Below are 18152 nucleotides of genomic sequence, written 5' to 3' on the forward strand. Positions count from 1 at the left end.
CGATCGATATTGATATTATGATCGCGAACGCCGCTACTTCGCCACACTTCGAAGACAAGCTCAACGATGCACTCGAAGTCCTCCTCGAACGGGGACTCAGTGGTGCCACGACACTTGTCGCGGCAAGTGCCCTGACCGGAGTTCACATGCATACCTCCTTGGACATGTCCTCGACGAGATTGACCGTCAACTTCCGATCCACCTCGCTGGCCAAGCAGCGAAGCTCTACACTACGCTCGATTACGATGTCCCCTTCGTCTCTGTTCATCCTCAGTTCGAACACACCGACGAGGTACTTGCCTCCGGTGCGATCACTATCGCCGGGCCCGAGGCTCCGACACAAGGAAGCATCGCCCGTCTTTACGGGGTAATCAAGGACGATCCAGACGCCGTCTTCGTCCAGCTCTCGACCTCAGGCGTAGAGGCTGTTAATGATGGTGAGTGTACCAAGCACTACGCCGAACTCGCAAACCACCCGACCAAGCAACAATTCATCAACACCGTTGAAGAAAACCTTCCTCGGCACCTGATTCTAAAACACGTCCGACCGGAGCACGGCAAGGAAATCGGGGCGAACTTCGATAATCTGTTTCACTGGAGCAACGACGATACGCAGGCCCACATCCTCTATGATGACGGTGACTGGCCGGCTTCACATTGGGTGGATGACGGGACCGCAAGCAGAATTCGGCGGCGAAATTACCAGCAGAGTGGCTCTCGCCTCCTGATCGACCGCCCTATCGATGAGCTCCCAACGGTCTCCATGACACGGCAATCCCCAGAACTGTCGCCAGAGGGCGTCGAAATTACCCAATTCAAAGACCGCTATGAGTCGATACAGTCAATCCAACAGCCACAAGCGATGAATCAGCGAGTGGAGAGGAAGAACAGGAATCGCCTGGTGTCCATTCCGATGCCGAGGATTCGAATCAACCACCGTCGATTGATATGGAACTCTGGACGGACATCACCGAACGACTGGATGCACTTGAAGCTGTACTGGACGATATCAGAGATACGATCCCGACGGAGGAGACCGTCACGAGCGGAATCGACACGTTAGAGGGTCGGATCGACGATATTGAAGCAGACATCAGCAGCCTCCCCGCCCAGATAGATTCAGACGACGGGAACACAATCTCCAGCACCGTTCTGCGGCAGGAAGATCTCGTCTTGTTCCGCGTAAACTCAGATGTACTTGCCGATCAGGACCTCTCGCTTAGCCACCAACAAGATGTCAAACTCAAAATCGTTGAGGTCTCTGATGACCAATCTAAAGAAAATTAGGTCGAGCAGAGTCGCCGGGATCAGTCGGTCGGTTCTCGTTGACTGAGGTGGTGTCTCGCCTCTTTTTGGAGACGTTGTCAGCTGGAGATCACTCGCCGCATCTTACCAAACGATTCGGCTATATTCCTTGGCTATATTTTGGTAAGATTAGTCGGCGAGAAGGCCCTCCACCTTTGTCTGAAGGTGGTCGAATGCCTCCTCCGCAGTCTCCACATCTGCTGCGCCAGTGATAACGGCATTACCATTCGCGAAGACTAACAGCACGGCTGGGAAGTCCGGCGGCCGATAGATGAGACCAGGGAACTGCTCAGGTTCGTACTCGACTGCTTCTAGTCCCAGCCCGATCGACAGCGCATTGAGGTTCACCGATCGCTGCAACTCTCCCGTACAGACGACGTTCTGGACGGTGAACCCGGTCTCGATGGATGTATTGATGATGTCCAGCTCGGCTAGGGTTTGCAGGAACGCACGGTTTGTCTCGTGTAATTCATCGAAGCTGGAGCATCCGCTGATGATGTACTTGCCACTCCGGTAGAGGGTAATGAGTGGCCCATCCTCGACGAGCCGTACGTAGAGACCGTGGTAGTTCTCGGGATCGTATTCGGTGTACGGAACTGGGAGATCAGCTTCGACTTCCGCAATGTCCAGTTCGACACCGACGTCGCCCGAGCCAACGGCGTTCGCGATCTCGACCATTTAGTCCCCTCCAGACGACGGTGACACAACGAACGCCGCAGTCACGAGGTCTGGTTCCTGCGGCGTGACGTGTTTCTCTTCCTCAAGCCGGGACAGCTCCTCTTCACGTTCTCGTCGCAGACTCTCGAGCTTCTGCTTTGCGTTCCCAATCGGCGCGGACATATCCGCACCCTGCTCAGCCCGCTGTTGGTACTGCTCTAACCGCTCTTCCCACTCTTCGATTTGTTCTTCGAAGTATCGCTCAGCGTGCTCGCGTTTGATTTCGATCTCCCGTTCTCGTTCGGTTCGGGCCTCTTCTGCAAACGACTCAACGTGCGCCCACGCCTCCATCTCTGCAGCCTCGTAGAGGTTCTCAGCCATACTCGAGAGCCGATCAACCTCGTGAGACGATGAGATATCGTCGGGAGCGGCCGTTTTCGAGAGTTCCGGAACATCCGTCGTTACACTGCCATCCGGGCCAGCATAGAGGCGTACGAACTTCTCGGTCACCACATCCCCGGCACCGGAGACGTAGCCAAGGCGGTAATTGAACAGGATGCCAGGCGTTCGAGACGCCGTCGCAGCGACCTTCGTCGCAATTTCACCCTGGATTCGGTCGCTGTCTAGGCAGAATTCGATGAGCGACTCGACGAGAGGATGGTCAAGCGAGATGAACTCGACATCATCCGCCTTCATCGCGATATCCTTGGTGAACGTGGCCCGTGGGTACTGTCGTGCCACCTGATTTCCACTCAAGACCTCAGGGACGTCCAACTGGAACACGTCACCTTCCATCCGCGCCGGTCCGGGTCGAACACCCTTGATAGAGCCGCCGAATTCGTCGAAGAACACTCGCACGAGCGTCTCGATATCGTCCTCAGACACCTCGCCGTGTTGACTGCGTTCGATCACATCGAGAATCTCGTCGTCCTCGCCGGAGAGGTCGAAGCGATCGCGAATCAGGAACTCGTTTTCGACAGTCTGAATCGCTTCGCGTTTCTCCTCGATGGTCGCCTCGATATCGGCGACGACACGTTCGGTTGGCTCCCCTTCAGCGATAGCCGCCATGATCGTCTCGTCCAAGTCGACGTCCTCGAGGACGCGACCGAGAACATCCGAGCGCATCCCGAGGTCCGACTCGATCTGGTTCGTCTTCTCGATGAGCAGGTTGAGGATCTCGCTCTCGCGGGTATCGGCGAAGAAGAGGTTGCGAATCTCGACCGTGTGCTCCTGGCCGTAGCGGTGGAGCCGCCCCATCCGCTGGTCGATCCGGATGGGATTCCACGGGAGGTCGTAGTTCACCATGATGTGGGCGAACTGGAGGTTGAGTCCCTCCTGGGCGGCGTCGGTCGCGAGCATCAGGTTGGCCTCCTCCTCGAATTTGCTCATCTCTTCCCGTCGACGGGACTGCTCGAGGTCGCCGTATACCTGCGCGACGTCGTGGTCAGCGAAGACCTCGTCACGTAGATACTCTAGCGTGTCCGTGTATTCGGTGAAGATCAGGATTTTCTCGTCGGGGTCCTCTGAGAGAATACGGTCGACGAACTGCCGGAGCAATCGGGCTTTCGAGTCCGTCTCGATGTTCTTGGCCTGCTGCCAGAGCTGTTTCACGCGGTCCAGTTCCTGCTGGACTTGCGACTGATTGAGCGTAATCGTGACCGTCTCAAGCGCCTCCTCGACCCGAGCGCGTTCTGCGTCGGTCAGCGTCTCGGGTTCGGTACTATACCGCGGAATGAGGTCCTGAACCTCGTCGGGAAGGTCTTCGGCCACGGCGTCGTTCTGAATGGCCCGCATCCGGTTTTCGAGGGACTTCCGGATCGCGTAGATACTCGAGACCAGCCGCTTCTGGTAGATGACCATCGTGAACCCCGCCGCCTGGTTCTCCTCCTGCTGGGCGAGGTTGTAGTACTCGCGGATGTACTCGGTGACATCGTCGTACAGCTTCCGCTCCTCGCGAGTCATCTCGACCGGGAGCGCCTCGATGTTCTTCTCGGGGAACATTCGGGTCCCGTCGGTCTCGTACATATCATCCTTCAGCCGGCGGATCATCAGGTCCTCAAGCGCCTCAGGACTGATCTGCGACTCGTGGCTGAAGCGATACGGGTCGAGCAGGCTCACGAGGAAGTAGAACTGGTCTGATTTCCCCTTGTGCGGGGTCCCGGTGAGCAGCAGCAGCGCATCGGAGTTGTCGGCGACGGCCTCACCGACCTGATACCGCTGTGTCCGCTCGATTGAGTCGTCGCTCGACCGGCGAGCTGTGAGGTGATGAGCCTCGTCGAAGACCGCGACGTCCCACTCCTCGTCGAGATTCTGGAGGGCATCGAGGACAGAGACGCGGTCCGACTCGGGGTCGTCGGTGGTCTGCTTCGCGAAGTCGATGGAGGTGATGATGAGGTCCTCTTGCTTCCAGACGTTCTGGTTGGGGTGGGACTTCCGGTGTGTACGAACCGTCTCGCGGTCGTAGATGACAAAGTTGCGGTCGAACTTCTCGCGCATCTCCTCCTGCCACTGGACGGTCAGCGGGGCCGGCGCGACGATGAGCACCCGGTCGGCGCGGTCGCGGGCGATGAGCTCTTCGATGACGATGCCGGCTTCGATGGTCTTCCCGAGGCCGACCTCGTCGCCGATGAGGTAGCGGTGGTCGTAGGAGTTGAGGATCTCATAGGCGGCCTGTACCTGGTACGGTTCGATCTCGATGCGGTTGCTGGTCAGGGAGAGAAAGCGGTCGTATTTGTAGGCGAGATCGAGTCGAATCGCGCGCTCTCGAAAGTCATAGTGGAGTGGGGCGTCGGATTGGCCGGCCGCGAGGCGGTCGACGAGCGAATCGAGTTTCTCGATGTGAGGGAGGCCACTAGGGAGTTTGCGGAGCTGGCCCTCCGAGGTGTAGACGTGGAGGAGGTGACCGTCGTTGGGCCGTTCCTCGATTTTCGTAATCTCTCCACGCCCGCCGGCGAACTTGACATGATCGCCGACTTCAAATTTAGTCATTCTTCTAAGGTAGACTCAACCACTGCTATATCATCTTCTTCCAAATTGAACAGATTATAGACTATTGAATCGATCTGACGGCTGAGACGTTCAATTTTGGCACTTAACTCCTCAGCTTGTTCTTTCCGATTCAGATATCGATTGAGATCATCCTCAATATCGTCAATCCTGGGGAGAGTAAGAGCTTCTAAACGGTCAATCAGGGATTTCGTCGTGGTAGCATTTTCGCGGAAGTTAGCGAATCCGTCCGCCTCATCAACAGCATATTCAATGAATTCAGTAGCCAGAGCTTGTGTCTGATCATCCATTCCGATGAATTCTATCGCAGGAATGAAATCTGTTTCAGTGTAACCCCATCGATCAGTCTCATACTCATCCTCGTTTTCAGGTTTGTACCGGGCACTAACCAGCACAACCAGCTTTGAGCGCTCTTCCTCAACCCGGACAGAGCCCACCCGTAAATTGTCTCTCGATTCCGAAGTTTCGGATAGAATCGTATTAGACACTTCAGATGGAGGCTGATAGGAGGGAAGCTCAGCAAGGCTGGGACCGTCCTCGTATGGTTCGATATAATCTAGGAGTGAGAGATTCAGTTCGCCTAGCTGCTGGTTCGTAGCCGTGATTTCCTTGGCGAGTTTCGACAACTCATTTTCTGAATCACTTTTGAGTAGATTAGACGGGATTGGGAGGTTCTTGATCGCATGGGTGAATGAACGTTGATACCCACCCCGGTACTCAGAAGTGACGAATTGGTAGTACCAGTTGATTGGCGTGGAGTTAAGAACTGCAAGTAGGGCGTATGAGTCGGACGGAATGAAATAACAAGTGTTTGCTAGATAGAAGCCCTCATCGTCCATCGCAAAACTACACTCTTTCGAAATATCGGGATAGCAAATCTTCCCGTTTTCGAAGAACCTCTCATACTCAGCTTGATCCTGCATCAATTCATACCACTCTTCATCGGTCGCAGTACTACCGATCTGCTCCTTGTATTGCTCTAGATGGCTCTTGATAGCAGGATAATCATCAATCTGGATCCCTTGCTTTGCATATATTAGATATCGATTCTGGAAGTCAATACGATATTTCTCAAGGTCTTTACCCTTGAGGAGTGGTTTGATGATCTCCTCTGAGCGAGGATCCTTGTCAATTAGCTCCCTACGGGTTCCCTCATCGATTATAAACGCATCATTCCCTCCAGTCTTAATCCCCCATCCAATTCCATCTGAGGCACCTGAAATGTCTAATGAGTTAGTGATAAATTCAGAAAGAGAATCAGACCGTCCATCTAAGATCCTTTTGACTCGCTCTTCCTCCACTGAACCCATTGACCATTTACCTTCACCAAAGTATTCCGCTGACAGCTGAATCGAAATGTGATCATACTCGTCAGACAAATCGGTGAACTCCAGATCTTCGAATTGCGCTACGCTAACATCGTCAGTAAACTCCTGTTGTGTATCTACTATAAGGATAGCAGGGTATGTCGAAATGCCTGGGAAGACTTCCAGATCTCCGAAATCAAGAATTTGTTCAACCTGATATCCAGTAAGGAGACTTCGAAGGTTTTCGCCGTACTGAGCACGCATCCACTTGTTTGAGACGATAACCCCATATTTCGAAGAACAGAGCTCAAGGCTACGTTCTAAGAAGTAGGCATATAGGTCAACACGACTATCATGAACCTCGTATCTGGCAGAGAGGAACGGCTTTAGCGGTTTGATTTGTTCCATCCGGACGTACGGAGGGTTCCCAATAACTGCATCAAATCCGGGGTCAGATACCTTGTTCCCGTCCTCGTCGTAGAAGACCTCCGGATACTCCAGCTTCCAGTGGAAGTAATCATTCTCATCTGCCCATTTTTGAGCGTCTTCGAACCACTGTAGACCCTCGATTGCGGCCCACTTTTCATCATCTTCCAAGGCCGCAGCCATACGTTGATAGGCATCGGATGGGAGATTATCCAGACCAAATTCTTCGGCAGTGTGGACATTCGTCATCGCTTCAAGCCGCTGCCGAAGCTTGTTCCGCTCGAACTCGTCGTACTTGGCCTCCATCTCCTTGACATCAGCGAGGTCCTGATTCTCGATGGCGATGAAGTCCTGATAAATCCGCATTAGCTGTTCGATGGTCCCCTTCCGAGCCACACCGAAGTCAGCGAGTGTCGCGTTCTGCCCGTCACCACCAGCATCGGACTCCAGTTCCTCTATTTCCTCGATGTCGCTCCCGACCAACGAATTCCCCGTCTTCAGGTGGTGGTCCAGGAACGCGAGCGGCTGTTCAGCCGCGAGCGTCCGAAGCCAGAGCGACACTTTCGCGAGCTCGACAGCGAGTGGGTTCAGGTCGACGCCGTAGATACAGCGCTGGGCGACCTGCCGGCGGGCCCAGTTGATGTCGTGCTCTTCGTCGACGGTCTCGATGCCCTGCTGTGCGGCCTGCTTTTCTTGAGCGTCGATGATCTCACGGGCCAAGTAGTCGATAGCACTCGTCAGGAAATGGCCACTTCCCATCGCGGGGTCGAGGATCTTTAGATCGAAGATGCGCTCTGCGAATTCCGCTGCAAAGCCACGCTCACCTCGGGCACTCTGTGCCATCAGGTCGTTCCGGATGTCAGTGACGAGCGGTTCCAGCGTCTCTTCGACGATGTACTCAACGACGTACTCCGGCGTGTAGTATGAGCCCGTCGCCTTCCGTTCGCCAGACCCAGTCGTAAGGTGAACCTCTCCCTTCTCGACGATCACCTCGTCACCCTCGTCGGCGGGGACGTACTCACCGTCCTCCAGAGCGAGCGGTTCGTCGGCGACGTCGAGCTGATACTCGAGAAGCCCTTCGTAGATGCTCCCGAGGTGGCGGACGTCCAGCGACGAGTAGTCGACGAAGATCTTCCCTCCGCCGTTGCCGTTCTGACTCCGGGTGAGCAGTTCGATTACCTCAGCGAGGTACGCGTCGCCCACCTGGTGGTTCGCGAGGAACTGGGCTTCGACGCTGTCGTCTTCGTCGGGATCGGTTCTGAACAGCCCACCGTTGTACGCCGGGATGTAGAGGTCCTCCTCCGGGATACCGCGGGACTTACTCCCCTGGTCAATGAGTTTGAACAGCTCTTCCAGTCGGTCCCAGAGGTTGTCTTGCCAGTCGCGATACTTCGGATTCGGGCTGTCGAGTTCTTCAGCGACGTCCTGCTTGAGTGTATTCAGACTGTAGGATTCCTCGTAGATCTCGTTGTTCGTATCGAGCAGGTCACGACCCTCACTCTCTGCGTAGAGCACGAAGATGAGCCGGTAAAGGTAGATGAGCGAACTGTCGTGAATGAGGTCGAGATCCTCTTCAGAGAGGTCGTTGTCCGGGTACTGCATGAATCCCTCCGAGAGCACCTTGATCGCCTCGTAGATGTTGTCCTGGAGGTCCTCTCCCAACTCCTGAGCGAAGACGTTGGACTCGTCGTAGACTTCATCGAGGAAGCACTCGCCGCTGGAGTCCTCGAGGAATGCGCCGTGCCTGAAGAAGAGGTAGAAGTATTTGAAGTCCTCAAGATCCCCCTTTTCGAGGACGGTCGGCAGGTCGATCTCGTAGTAGGAGTCGAGGCGATGGCTCGTCGGACCGTAGTAGAGCCGCCACTTCTTCCCGTCAGTGAGGACGGCCCACCGCGCCGGCGTCTCCTGTAGATAGACGTGAATCTGGTAGCTCGGGTTCTCGAAGTCCCGCTCGTGTTCCCCACTCCCACGGGTGTCGAGTGGCCGACCCCAGCGCTTGGCGTCCGCGACGGCGACGGCGTCCTTGTAGAAATCGCCACCTTCCTCGCGGCGCTCGAACGCACCGCGTGCGGCGTCCTCGGTCTCGAAGAAGCCATAGTCGGGACGGCGCTGGGTCCGGCTGGTGCTTTCTTCGACCTCGAAGGGGATACCCAGCTTCCGGAACATCGGCCGGATGAACTTCTCCTCGAGCTGGGACTCGTTGCGCTTGGGAGCAGTTTCCTTCTCCCGCTCCCACAGGTCCATGATGTCCGCTTTCGCCTCGCGGAGTTCGTCGTCGCTAAGCTCGTCCCACGCCTCGGTTTCGGGGAGGTGCTCGTCCAGGTAGTAGTTCGAGAACAGGTCGCGGTTCGTCCGGTAGGTGAGTGCCGTTTGCATACGTTATAGTGGAGTGACGATAAAGAACCGATCCGTGTCCTTGCTGTCGATGATAGCGTGAGCGACTTCCTTCGTATCGGCAACGTCGACGTTGACATCGTCGCCGATTCCGGCTTCGAGCATTTCGAGCTCAGAACCCGAGATATTCACCCGCCCGGAATTGCCTGAATTCCGGGCGATTGTTTTTCGAGTCATTCGCGATGCTTTGTCCAACTGACCCCCATTATATAGTCTTTACTTAGACTATCTTGTCCTGTTTGATACGAATAGGAGCACCGAAATCGTATCAACAGGCCGGAGATCACGCCAGCGCACATCAACAGTTTCGCTATCATCAAATTCGACGCGAAAGAGATACCCCTCACGTTCATCGTCGGTTACAGCCCCCGCATCGTCAGAAATGATTTCAACAACTGTTCCGCGACGCCCATGGAGTCGGTCTATGTAGATATATAAAACCTGCACACCACAGGTCGGATATGGAAACCAAGCGGATCGCTGAGGTCGTGGAAAACATAAATTATTCTTATCTCTTACCAGCGATTCAGCGCGAGTTCGTCTGGGAAACGAGCGATATCGTCGATCTGTTTGATTCCCTACTACGGGACTATCCAATCGGGGCGCTTCTCCAGTGGAATCTTTCTGCGGAGGAAGCTCAAGCTCAGCCCAAATATCGGTTCGTCACCCACTACGTCGACGAACCGAACTTCCCCCAATCACTCACAACGCCAACCCATCGAAACCCCCCGCACAATTCCGAAGATCCACTCCCTTCACCGGTGAAGCTTGTTCTCGACGGTCAGCAGCGGCTGACCGCGCTCAATATCGGCCTCACCGGATCGTTCTACGAGCGGAAACACAATCATCCCCGAAACAAGGCCAGTTCGTGGGTCCAGAAGCGCCTCTATCTCAACCTCCTCTCGGACCCGCAGACAGCAGACTCGGAACTTGGCAATAAGTACGATTTCTCCTTCCGGTCCGAGCAGTCGGCGACTGCGAATGTCTATTGGTATCCGGTCAACCGGATTATGTCCATTTCGGACAACGACGATTTCTATGCAGAGCGCCAGGAAATCGAGAGCGAGATTCAAGAGCTGATCGGAGAACACCCGGAGATAGAGAACTCGGATAGTCTGATTCTCAACGCCCAGCGCAATTTCGAGGACCTCTATCGAGCGGTCCACAAGGACGAGAAACTCCACTTCTTCACCGAAGACGAGAACGACATCGCCCGTGTTCGCGACGTCTTCGTTCGGATCAATCAAGGTGGAGTGACACCGAATCGCGCCGAAATCCTCCTTTCCTTGATGACCAGTAGCTGGCAACAGGAACCCCCAGAGATCAACGCACGTGACGAGGTTCACTCGATGGTCGACGAACTGAACGGAATCATCGACGGCGGAAACGCGCCCTTTGCTACGAAGCATATCCAGAAGGTACTGCTCGCGATCAACGGCAACGAGATCCAGTATCGGTTCGACAACTACACACTCGCCCTTCTGCGGAATCTGAAGGAGATCTGGCTTTCAGATACGTTCCCGAACACGATGGAGCAACTCGCTGAACTCCTGAACAGCTACTATCCAACGGTGACCTACATCCTCAGTCCCGCCCTCTACACGCCTATCGCCTACTACCTCTACCAGAACGAGAACCCCTCGCTCGATTCGACCTCCATCAAGGGTCGCGGGCGGCGCCGTGACATTCTCTACTACATCTGTGCGGCCCGGCTCAATGGATTCACCAGCCAATCATCGAACCAGATCGCCGATCTCGTCCGGGACGTTATCCGAGAAGAGGAGACCTCGGAATTCCCACTTGAGCGGATTAGTGATGAAGTGGCGTCGAGTTACGGGACGTCCCTCCGTTTCACCGAAGAAAAGTTGACCACGCTTTTCGAGGAGCTTCAGTACGGCAAACGCGATATCGAGTTCCTCCTCCAGCTGTCGCACTATCCCGATGAACCGGCCCGAGGCAAAGACTACGATATCGACCACATTATCCCGAAGTCGGTCCTCCCGGAGGAGGCAGATGCCAACCGAGTGGGGAACCTCCAATTGCTGATCGACAAGACGAACAAGATGAAATCCGATGACGACTTCGAGGACTGGATGAACTCCCGAACGGACGACTACAAGCAGACTCACCATATCCCGGAGGACGCCAAGGAGATGACCTTTGAGGAATTCGTGGATGCCCGGGAGCAGCTCATTATGGAGCACATTCTCGAGAACCAACCGTTCTAACCACAATTAAGCTTCCAATTCGAAAGCCCTCTCAAGGAGATCAGTGAGCTCATTTAGAGCCCGAGTCGCAGTTTCGTCAATTTGCACACTAACGCGATCGGTTTCCTTCGGATGTTTCTTTCCTAACGAGAGGACTACGTCATCATCGGGGGAGAGGGAAGCTGAGAGCCAGGAGGTAACACGGGGGGAGCCGGCGAACCAAGCCGTTGTCAAATCATGCCAAGGGCGTTCCCGATCTGCCTCAGTCGGACGATCCGACCCAAATGCCAGCCGTTCCAAGTTATCGGTGAATGATCGGAGTTCCTCGGTATCCGATTCTTCAAGCTGAACGGTGACACAGTGGGTATCTCCGTCCCAGCCCCAGTCCTTCTTTCCAAGCTGAAGAGTTAGCTGACCCGTTGGTGAGCGAGAAACAGTCGCCCAAGCGCGCCCCTTCCGTCGGAGATCTTGTTGAGCAACGGTCACCCATTCATCCGACTTATCGAGCGAAACCCAATATTCTCCGGGTATAGGGACCTCTACCGAAACAGAGGGCGATTTCTCTTGCCAGAGCCATCTGATGACTTCCGGGTACCCTTCCATATCAGACCGCGACGGAAGCGCATAGGGCCAGACGGACAGTATTCCGGAGAAATCAACATCGTACTCTGAGAAATCATCTTCATCAAGCCACGCAACGCTATAGTCACGCTGTAGATAGTGGTCAGTAACTGCCTCGACATCTTTGCCCTGATTCCGATACTGAGCCTCTATCGCGATACCCCTTCCATAGGGCTCTCGGGGAGTGTCAAATGTGAGCAGGACATCCGCAATTCGGCCGTCGATACCGGATTCAAGCTCAACTGTCGCATCGGGGAAATCGTGCTCCAATCGAGCATACGCAATGGACTTCATTTTCATATGTTCGTCCGATTCACCAGGGCACTCGCCGACATCTACAAGATCAGCAAAGGTTGCCTGACCTGCAGTTTGGCCCATCTCAGAACGACCCTCCTGTTCGTGGTGCCGAAAATGACGGGAAATGAAAGCAGAACCTCGTTCGTGAGACCGTACAACGGCCATCGGTTGGTCGCACGCAGGACAAGTAACAGTCGTACCGTCGGCTACTTGTGGTGGGATTACCCGTGTTCCGTTTAGAACTCCAAGATATGGCATCGGAGTCGATGTGTGTATTGAACTTCCTTGTCACTCGATCATAATGACTATTTCTCCGGCATCCTGTCGTTCGGAGATCGAAGAGAATCACCCACTTAGTGTCAATAAGTAGTGAGAGATGAGTTTCCGGAAGTCTCGACTTTCTGCGAACACAAATCGGGATACAGCGTAGGTTGGATGCTCAAGATGGTACTATTATGGGAATTTCCGGAAACAACCCGGTCAGGCTTTTATAACCTGACCCGAAATCAGTCTGTCAGAGACAGATGATTCGCGATGCTCGCGTTCTTCGCGCCGGGTTCGTTCCTCGGGAAGTTGAGCATCGCGACGCCGAGGTCAACCACCTCTCCAGCGTCCTCGAGCCAATCACGAACGGTGAACCCGCCGACACAGCCATCGTCACCGGACCCAGCGGCGCTGGCAAGACCTGCATCTCGAAATTCGTCACCGAACGGCTCCGCGAAGAGGTCCTCGACGTCGAGACCACCTACGTCAACTGCTGGCGCAACTATACCCGATTCCGGACGCTCTACCAGATCCTCGACGACCTCGGCGCCACTATCGACATCCACCGACAGTCGACGCCGCACGACGAACTCGTCGATCGCCTCCAGCAGCATGACGGCCCACGAACCGTCGTCATCCTCGACGAGGTCGACCAGCTCGAAGACCCCAGCGTCATCTACGACCTCCACAGCCTCCCGCAGTTCGCAATCATCTGCATCGCGAACAAGGAAGAGGAGCTGTTCAGCCGGGTCGACGACCGCCTCGTGAGCCGCCTGCGCTCCAGCGAGCACGTCCGGATGGACAAGTACCACGACGAGCAGCTGTACGACATCCTGAGTGTTCGCGCGAAGTGGGGGCTCGACGAGGACGTCATCACCGACGACCAACTCTACCGGATCGCCGACGCGGCCGCCGGCGACGCCCGCCTCGCTATCGGCATCCTCCGAACGGCCGCCGGCAAGGCGGATCGTGAGAACCACGAGCGCATCACCGACGACATTCTCCTAGACGCCGCCGAGGATGCCCGGGCCCAGATCAAGCAGAAGAGCCTCGATTCTCTCACACCGCACCAGCGCGTCGTCTACGATATTGTTCGCGAGCACGGCCCGGTCGGGCCGAGCGAGATCCACGAACGCTATTCCGAGGACGTCGATGATCCGCGGACGAAACGGACTGTTCGGGCATATCTGTCAAAGATGACTCAATACAACCTCCTTGAAGCAGACGGGTCCAGCCGAGATCGGGAATACACAGCAATCGACAACCCATCTCCCACACTCGCTGAGTAGCTGGTTAAGGAACTGATTGGTCGAGTTGCGCGTAAAAATGGGGGGCCTTATTAAAACCCTCAATTGGTGATAGATTTCATCGGTCGTGCTGAATAGAGAATCGGCATTAGCCGCCCTCTTCCATGTATTTGTGCTCGTTACACTCAGCACAGGTATTAAACCACATACAGAATAGACCGGGTTATAACCCCAAATGACATTATCCAGTTGACGATTGGGATCTCAGGATCAAACCAGTAGAGGCGGCCAGATTCAAACTCGCAAAAGTAAGGAACAACACAAGAAATAAATGCATTGTAGTCAAGACATCGAATATCCTAAAACCGATCAGCAGGAGATCCACATATGGTCATTAATATCAACGCAGTCGCTTTCTCGCCTGTATCAAACGAGATTGAATCTGGAAATGACGATGATTGGGTGGTGAGCACTCGAACAGTCGATATTGATGACCGGGTCATGGGAATCTTCGTCGGTTATCTAACTCGTGTGATCAACAAAGAGGACAATGGCAAAGTAACGGTTGGGCATTTTTCTAACGGTACTGATGGAGATAGCGATGCGGGAGACCAAACTCAGGAACGTTTAGATAGAATTCTGGATCTGGATTTGGATGACGAGGATAGCTCTGATTATACTGAGTTCGAGGATTTATCCGAATCTCTGAAGAACCGACTAATCACTCACATGGACGGTCGTACCTCCAGAGGGTATCTGTTTACAATCCAGGCTGTGAACGATGGTGAGCCGTTTGTTGGCATTCTCAAGCTGGATGTCGTGGAAAGTGAGGAACGACCGATACTAGATCGAGACACCAGACAGTTAGAATATGAGGAGATTGAGAACGCATTTCCTCCTACAGATGACCTCCAGAAAGGCTGTACATACCCTATATTTGATCCCCTCAGCGACGACAATGTGTTCAATTTGGATGGAGACGTGAAGTTCCTTCAGGAAGACTCTGACTCTGAATACTTCGAGGAATTTATGGGGTGCGTAACGAGCAGCGGGAGTCGGGAGCAAAGTCAGACCATCCTGAACGGACTATCTGAAATCAAGCAGGAACAAGACGATACTGTGCTCGGTCCTGATGAAGTACAGGATGCCAGAACTACCATCCAAGGCACGGACGGCGTAGCGGACAGTGGTACTGTCCACGAAGCAGCGGAACAAGCACTTGGCGAAGACTACGACGAGGGTGAAGTGGATGAAATGCTCTACGAGGAAGGTGAGACCGAAGTTCAGATTGACCCAAACAATACCACGAAGTACGTCGTGTATGATATCGACGGAATAAAAATCAAGGCAAAGATGTCTGATGCGGATGGGGACAAAATAGATATACAGCGACCTGAACACGAAGACGGAGAGTACGTCGTTACCATCCGTGGGGACGAACTCGACCAAGACTTCCAAGGATAGAGTCGTGGGATTCAATGCTCGAATTAGATTCTGCTATTTCGACGTTCTTGGAAGAGTGGGGCGAATTTTCGACAGAACAGAATAGCAGATATGCTATAGATTCGACTCAAATTGAAAAAGATCAGATACCTGAGCTAATTGAGGATGTTGAGACGCTATCAGAGTCGTTTGATCCTGGTTCCTTCGAGATAGACGTTGATGCTGGAGAAGATCGATACGATGTGGACTGGGATCCGAACCTCGGCATTATCCAGTCAGATCCCACTTCTGGTGACGGATACGATATCAGCGACTTGTACGACGATGACGAGGCAACTGAGGATGCCATTCGAAGTCTATCAAATGACCGTCTTCGAAGTGTACACGATTTAATAGATGCATTAGAGGTTCTGATTCCTCGAGAAGATATAGAACTCACTGTTGACTTTGGAATCGAGAAGCGAGGAATCGTGCGGAAGCTGGAGGAGGAGTATAACTTCGAGGACCTGAGCCTACAGTTCTACTTCTCATTCGATTTTTTCGAGAGACGTATCTCGAACGTGTCGCCTGAGAACTTCAGAGAAAAATATCTTGATGACGGGGATAGGCTGGCTTTCGTGATTCATGAGTTCGACTCAATGATGTGCAGTGACGACTTTGCAGTTACAGGACTCGGTACGGTAGACCAGCTATCGGAGTGGATAACGAGTCGTCGAAGTACCTGGGAGGATATCGTTACTTCTGTCGCAACACAATCACTCATCGAGAACGTATCGTCGGTGTATCTTCCACCCTCGTTCTTCAAATTCGACTCGGAGCCTGCCACGAGTGAGGAAGAACGGGTTGTGGCTCTATTCGAAAACCATGCTATCTTGTTCTCGATCCTCTCCATCACCAGTAGTGCCCAGCAGGATGATGGTATGTGGGAGCTCCAGATTAGCGGGAAGCAATTAATTCAGGGTCGTATCCAAGCCTCTTCAGATGAGATTCTGGTTCGTGATGCTGACCAATCAGAGACAACGTTCCAGATAGGAGATTTGGATATCGAGGACTTTCAGTCCCTATTCGAATGGGCGTATATCAAAGGAAACGAGCCAGAGACACGGCTACCGATAGTCAGAAACGTTACCACTCTTTTCGCTCAGGATCTGTCGGACGTGATTGGGAATATAAGCGAGATTCATGGCTCTATTAAATCGAACTACAAGTACTACGTTGAGCAGACCACGGACGACTTCTTTGAGTTTCGTCAAGAGTTGATCGACAGTGCTTTCGAGACCAACAGTAGATTCTCTGACCTCCGCTCTCAGTTGATCAACAGCTTGTCGAGAGACATCTTCAGGACTATCGCATTCATACTCGTAATCGGTGCAACAGTATATTACAGGCTTCCAGAGTCGGTCGATTCGAATACCGTCTTCACGATTCTCCTTTCGTTAATATTCATATACGGCTTGGTAGTCCTTCGGAGAGTAAGGGGAATTCACCACCAGTTGGATATGCTGGTTGAGGATAGAAGCTCCGCAGTGAACTTCTATGGCAAGTTCTTCAACGAGGACGAGAAAGAAGAATACCAGCTGAAGGCTAACGTGGACGATATTCGATTTCAGTGGTTCTTCGACTGCATAGAGTGGACTCGTGGTAAGTTCGAGTTCGAATATACTATCGCATACGACCTGTTCGTTTACTACCTATTGGTAGGGGTGATACTAGTTGGAACTGTATTGGGGTTAGTCGACATCCACGTGTGCGACCTCGCAGGTTGGTTCCCACCGTAGCAGAATTCTTCCTTCAGCCAATATCTTAAACAATGGATCACGATACCCTTCTTCTATAATGCACGAAAGGGACCGCGTACCGCGCTTTTCGTGTTGTGACACGTAGCGGACGGAAGTCTATCCCGTGGGGGAGTGGGGGAATGTTTACGCGGGGAGAAACGGACGATCCGAACGTATCTCTCGAAGATGGAGCAGTGAATGGCCCCAGAGTCAAGCACCAAGGAGAGTCGCCTCAACATCCGGTAGAACCTCCTCAAGACGGAGGGGACGAGTCGGGATCGAGAGTACTCGCTCGTCGATTCGGCAGCGGCGTCGCCGATGCAGTAACGGTGACCCCGTCAGCTATCAGGAACTGAACTCGCCGAGGCCCGATTGCTCGTTGTCCAGCGGCTCGATGACTTGGGGATCGTCGTTGCCAGGGTTGTTAACTCGCGTCGAGATCTCGTAGGCGTCCAGATCGTCCTTCGGGTACGGTTGGCACAGTTCCTTGCGGGTGGATTCCTACCTAAGGTGACCCATACAGACTCTTCGGCTGGTAATCAGGATTGACAGAAGTAGTCCTGAAGAATTATTCTGCCTTGGTGCCAAATCGGGGTATGCAGATACCGACGGGAGAGGATATCAGGTCGGCGCGTGAGAACAAAGGGTTGACTCAGTCCGAACTTGCTGAGCGTGCAGGGGTGTCTCAACCGCTGATTGCTCGAATAGAGGGAGAAGATGTTGATCCGACTATAGATACGCTCTATAGTGTGGTTTCGGTGCTCAATAGCTCGACCTCAGAGTTGGAAGAAGAAGAGGTCAAGATATCGATGCCCTCTGTTTTGAAGGACGCACGGAAACGAACTGGATATACCCAGGGTGAGTTAGCTGAGGTCGCGGATGTTTCGCAGCCGCTTATTTCTCGGATTGAACGACAGGATGTGAATCCAAAAGCATCCACGTTGCGGGAACTGTTTAGTCATCTGGATCCATTGCCAGAGTCTGACGGTGAGGAGGCATCCAAGCAGTCTACAACGGAATCTGATTTGATTGAGAAGATTGAGTGGGAGTTTGAGAATGTAGAGGGGAGTTCGTCTCAGTCTGCGGCAGAAGAGCAGGGAACAAGCACCAGTGAAAATAAACGATGTTCCGAATGCGGTTCCGACCTCAGTCCGTATCCGGATCCGAGCTACTGTCCCGACTGTGGGGCTGACCTTTGAA

General features: G+C 53.6%; 11 protein-coding genes and 1 pseudogene. 6 read left to right on the top strand and 6 right to left on the bottom strand.

Going from position 1 to position 18152, the window contains the following annotated elements; all coding sequences use genetic code 11:
• Positions 1-948 precede the first annotated feature (948 nt).
• Positions 949-1287: a hypothetical protein gene (locus tag DPQ64_RS10330; protein ID WP_115864259.1), complete on the top strand. Its 339-nt coding sequence runs from the start codon at positions 949-951 to the stop codon at positions 1285-1287.
• A gap of 147 nt (positions 1288-1434) precedes the next feature.
• Here the strand turns inward: DPQ64_RS10330 and DPQ64_RS10335 are convergent, their stop codons facing one another.
• The 4 genes from DPQ64_RS10335 to DPQ64_RS10350 are packed head-to-tail and all read right to left on the bottom strand — an operon-like array spanning position 1435 to position 9272.
• Complete coding sequence (locus DPQ64_RS10335) at positions 1435-1983, bottom strand: TATA-box-binding protein (protein WP_115864260.1); 549 nt, start codon at positions 1981-1983, stop codon at positions 1435-1437.
• Positions 1984-4950, bottom strand: a complete 2967-nt coding sequence (locus DPQ64_RS10340) for a DEAD/DEAH box helicase (protein WP_115864261.1) — start codon at positions 4948-4950, stop codon at positions 1984-1986. It abuts the gene before it with no gap.
• A complete protein-coding gene (locus DPQ64_RS10345; protein WP_115864262.1) occupies positions 4947-9077 on the bottom strand; it encodes a class I SAM-dependent DNA methyltransferase in 4131 nt (1376 codons plus the stop codon). Before DPQ64_RS10345 ends, DPQ64_RS10340 begins: the two co-directional genes overlap by 4 nt.
• Before the next feature lie 3 nt (positions 9078-9080).
• Positions 9081-9272 carry a hypothetical protein gene (locus tag DPQ64_RS10350; RefSeq protein ID WP_115864263.1) on the bottom strand — a complete coding sequence of 64 codons (192 nt, stop codon included), beginning with the start codon at positions 9270-9272 and terminating at the stop codon, positions 9081-9083.
• Positions 9273-9556: 284 nt separating this feature from the next.
• On the opposite strand from DPQ64_RS10350, the gene DPQ64_RS10360 reads away from it, so the two are divergent.
• Positions 9557-11323, top strand: coding sequence for a DUF262 domain-containing protein (locus tag DPQ64_RS10360; protein WP_115864264.1), 1767 nt, complete (start codon positions 9557-9559; stop codon positions 11321-11323).
• A gap of 6 nt (positions 11324-11329) precedes the next feature.
• On the opposite strand, the gene DPQ64_RS10365 is transcribed toward DPQ64_RS10360, so the two are convergent.
• Positions 11330-12301 carry a competence protein CoiA family protein gene (locus DPQ64_RS10365; protein WP_232820554.1) on the bottom strand — a complete coding sequence of 324 codons (972 nt, stop codon included), beginning with the start codon at positions 12299-12301 and terminating at the stop codon, positions 11330-11332.
• Between the two features lie 443 nt (positions 12302-12744).
• Here DPQ64_RS10365 and DPQ64_RS10370 point away from each other — a divergent pair, with 443 nt between their 5' ends.
• From DPQ64_RS10370 to DPQ64_RS10380, 3 genes are all read left to right on the top strand, one after another.
• A complete protein-coding gene (locus DPQ64_RS10370) occupies positions 12745-13773 on the top strand; it encodes a Cdc6/Cdc18 family protein (RefSeq protein WP_115864265.1) in 1029 nt (342 codons plus the stop codon).
• 345 nt (positions 13774-14118) lie between these two features.
• Positions 14119-15195, top strand: a complete 1077-nt coding sequence (locus DPQ64_RS10375) for a nucleoid-associated protein (protein WP_115864266.1) — start codon at positions 14119-14121, stop codon at positions 15193-15195.
• A gap of 14 nt (positions 15196-15209) precedes the next feature.
• Positions 15210-16952, top strand: a complete 1743-nt coding sequence (locus tag DPQ64_RS10380) for a hypothetical protein (protein ID WP_157971663.1) — start codon at positions 15210-15212, stop codon at positions 16950-16952.
• Positions 16953-17297: 345 nt separating this feature from the next.
• Here DPQ64_RS10380 and DPQ64_RS19575 read toward each other — a convergent pair.
• Positions 17298-17447 (bottom strand): annotated as a pseudogene (locus tag DPQ64_RS19575) (SOS response-associated peptidase); the annotation flags it as partial.
• Positions 17448-17548: 101 nt separating this feature from the next.
• On the opposite strand from DPQ64_RS19575, the gene DPQ64_RS20020 reads away from it, so the two are divergent.
• Entirely contained in the window at positions 17549-18151 is a 603-nt protein-coding gene (locus tag DPQ64_RS20020) for a helix-turn-helix domain-containing protein (protein WP_232820555.1), read from the top strand.
• Position 18152 lies beyond the last annotated feature (1 nt).

The organism is Halorussus litoreus (assembly GCF_003382685.1).
Taxonomy (GTDB): Archaea; Halobacteriota; Halobacteria; order Halobacteriales; family Haladaptataceae; genus Halorussus; species Halorussus litoreus.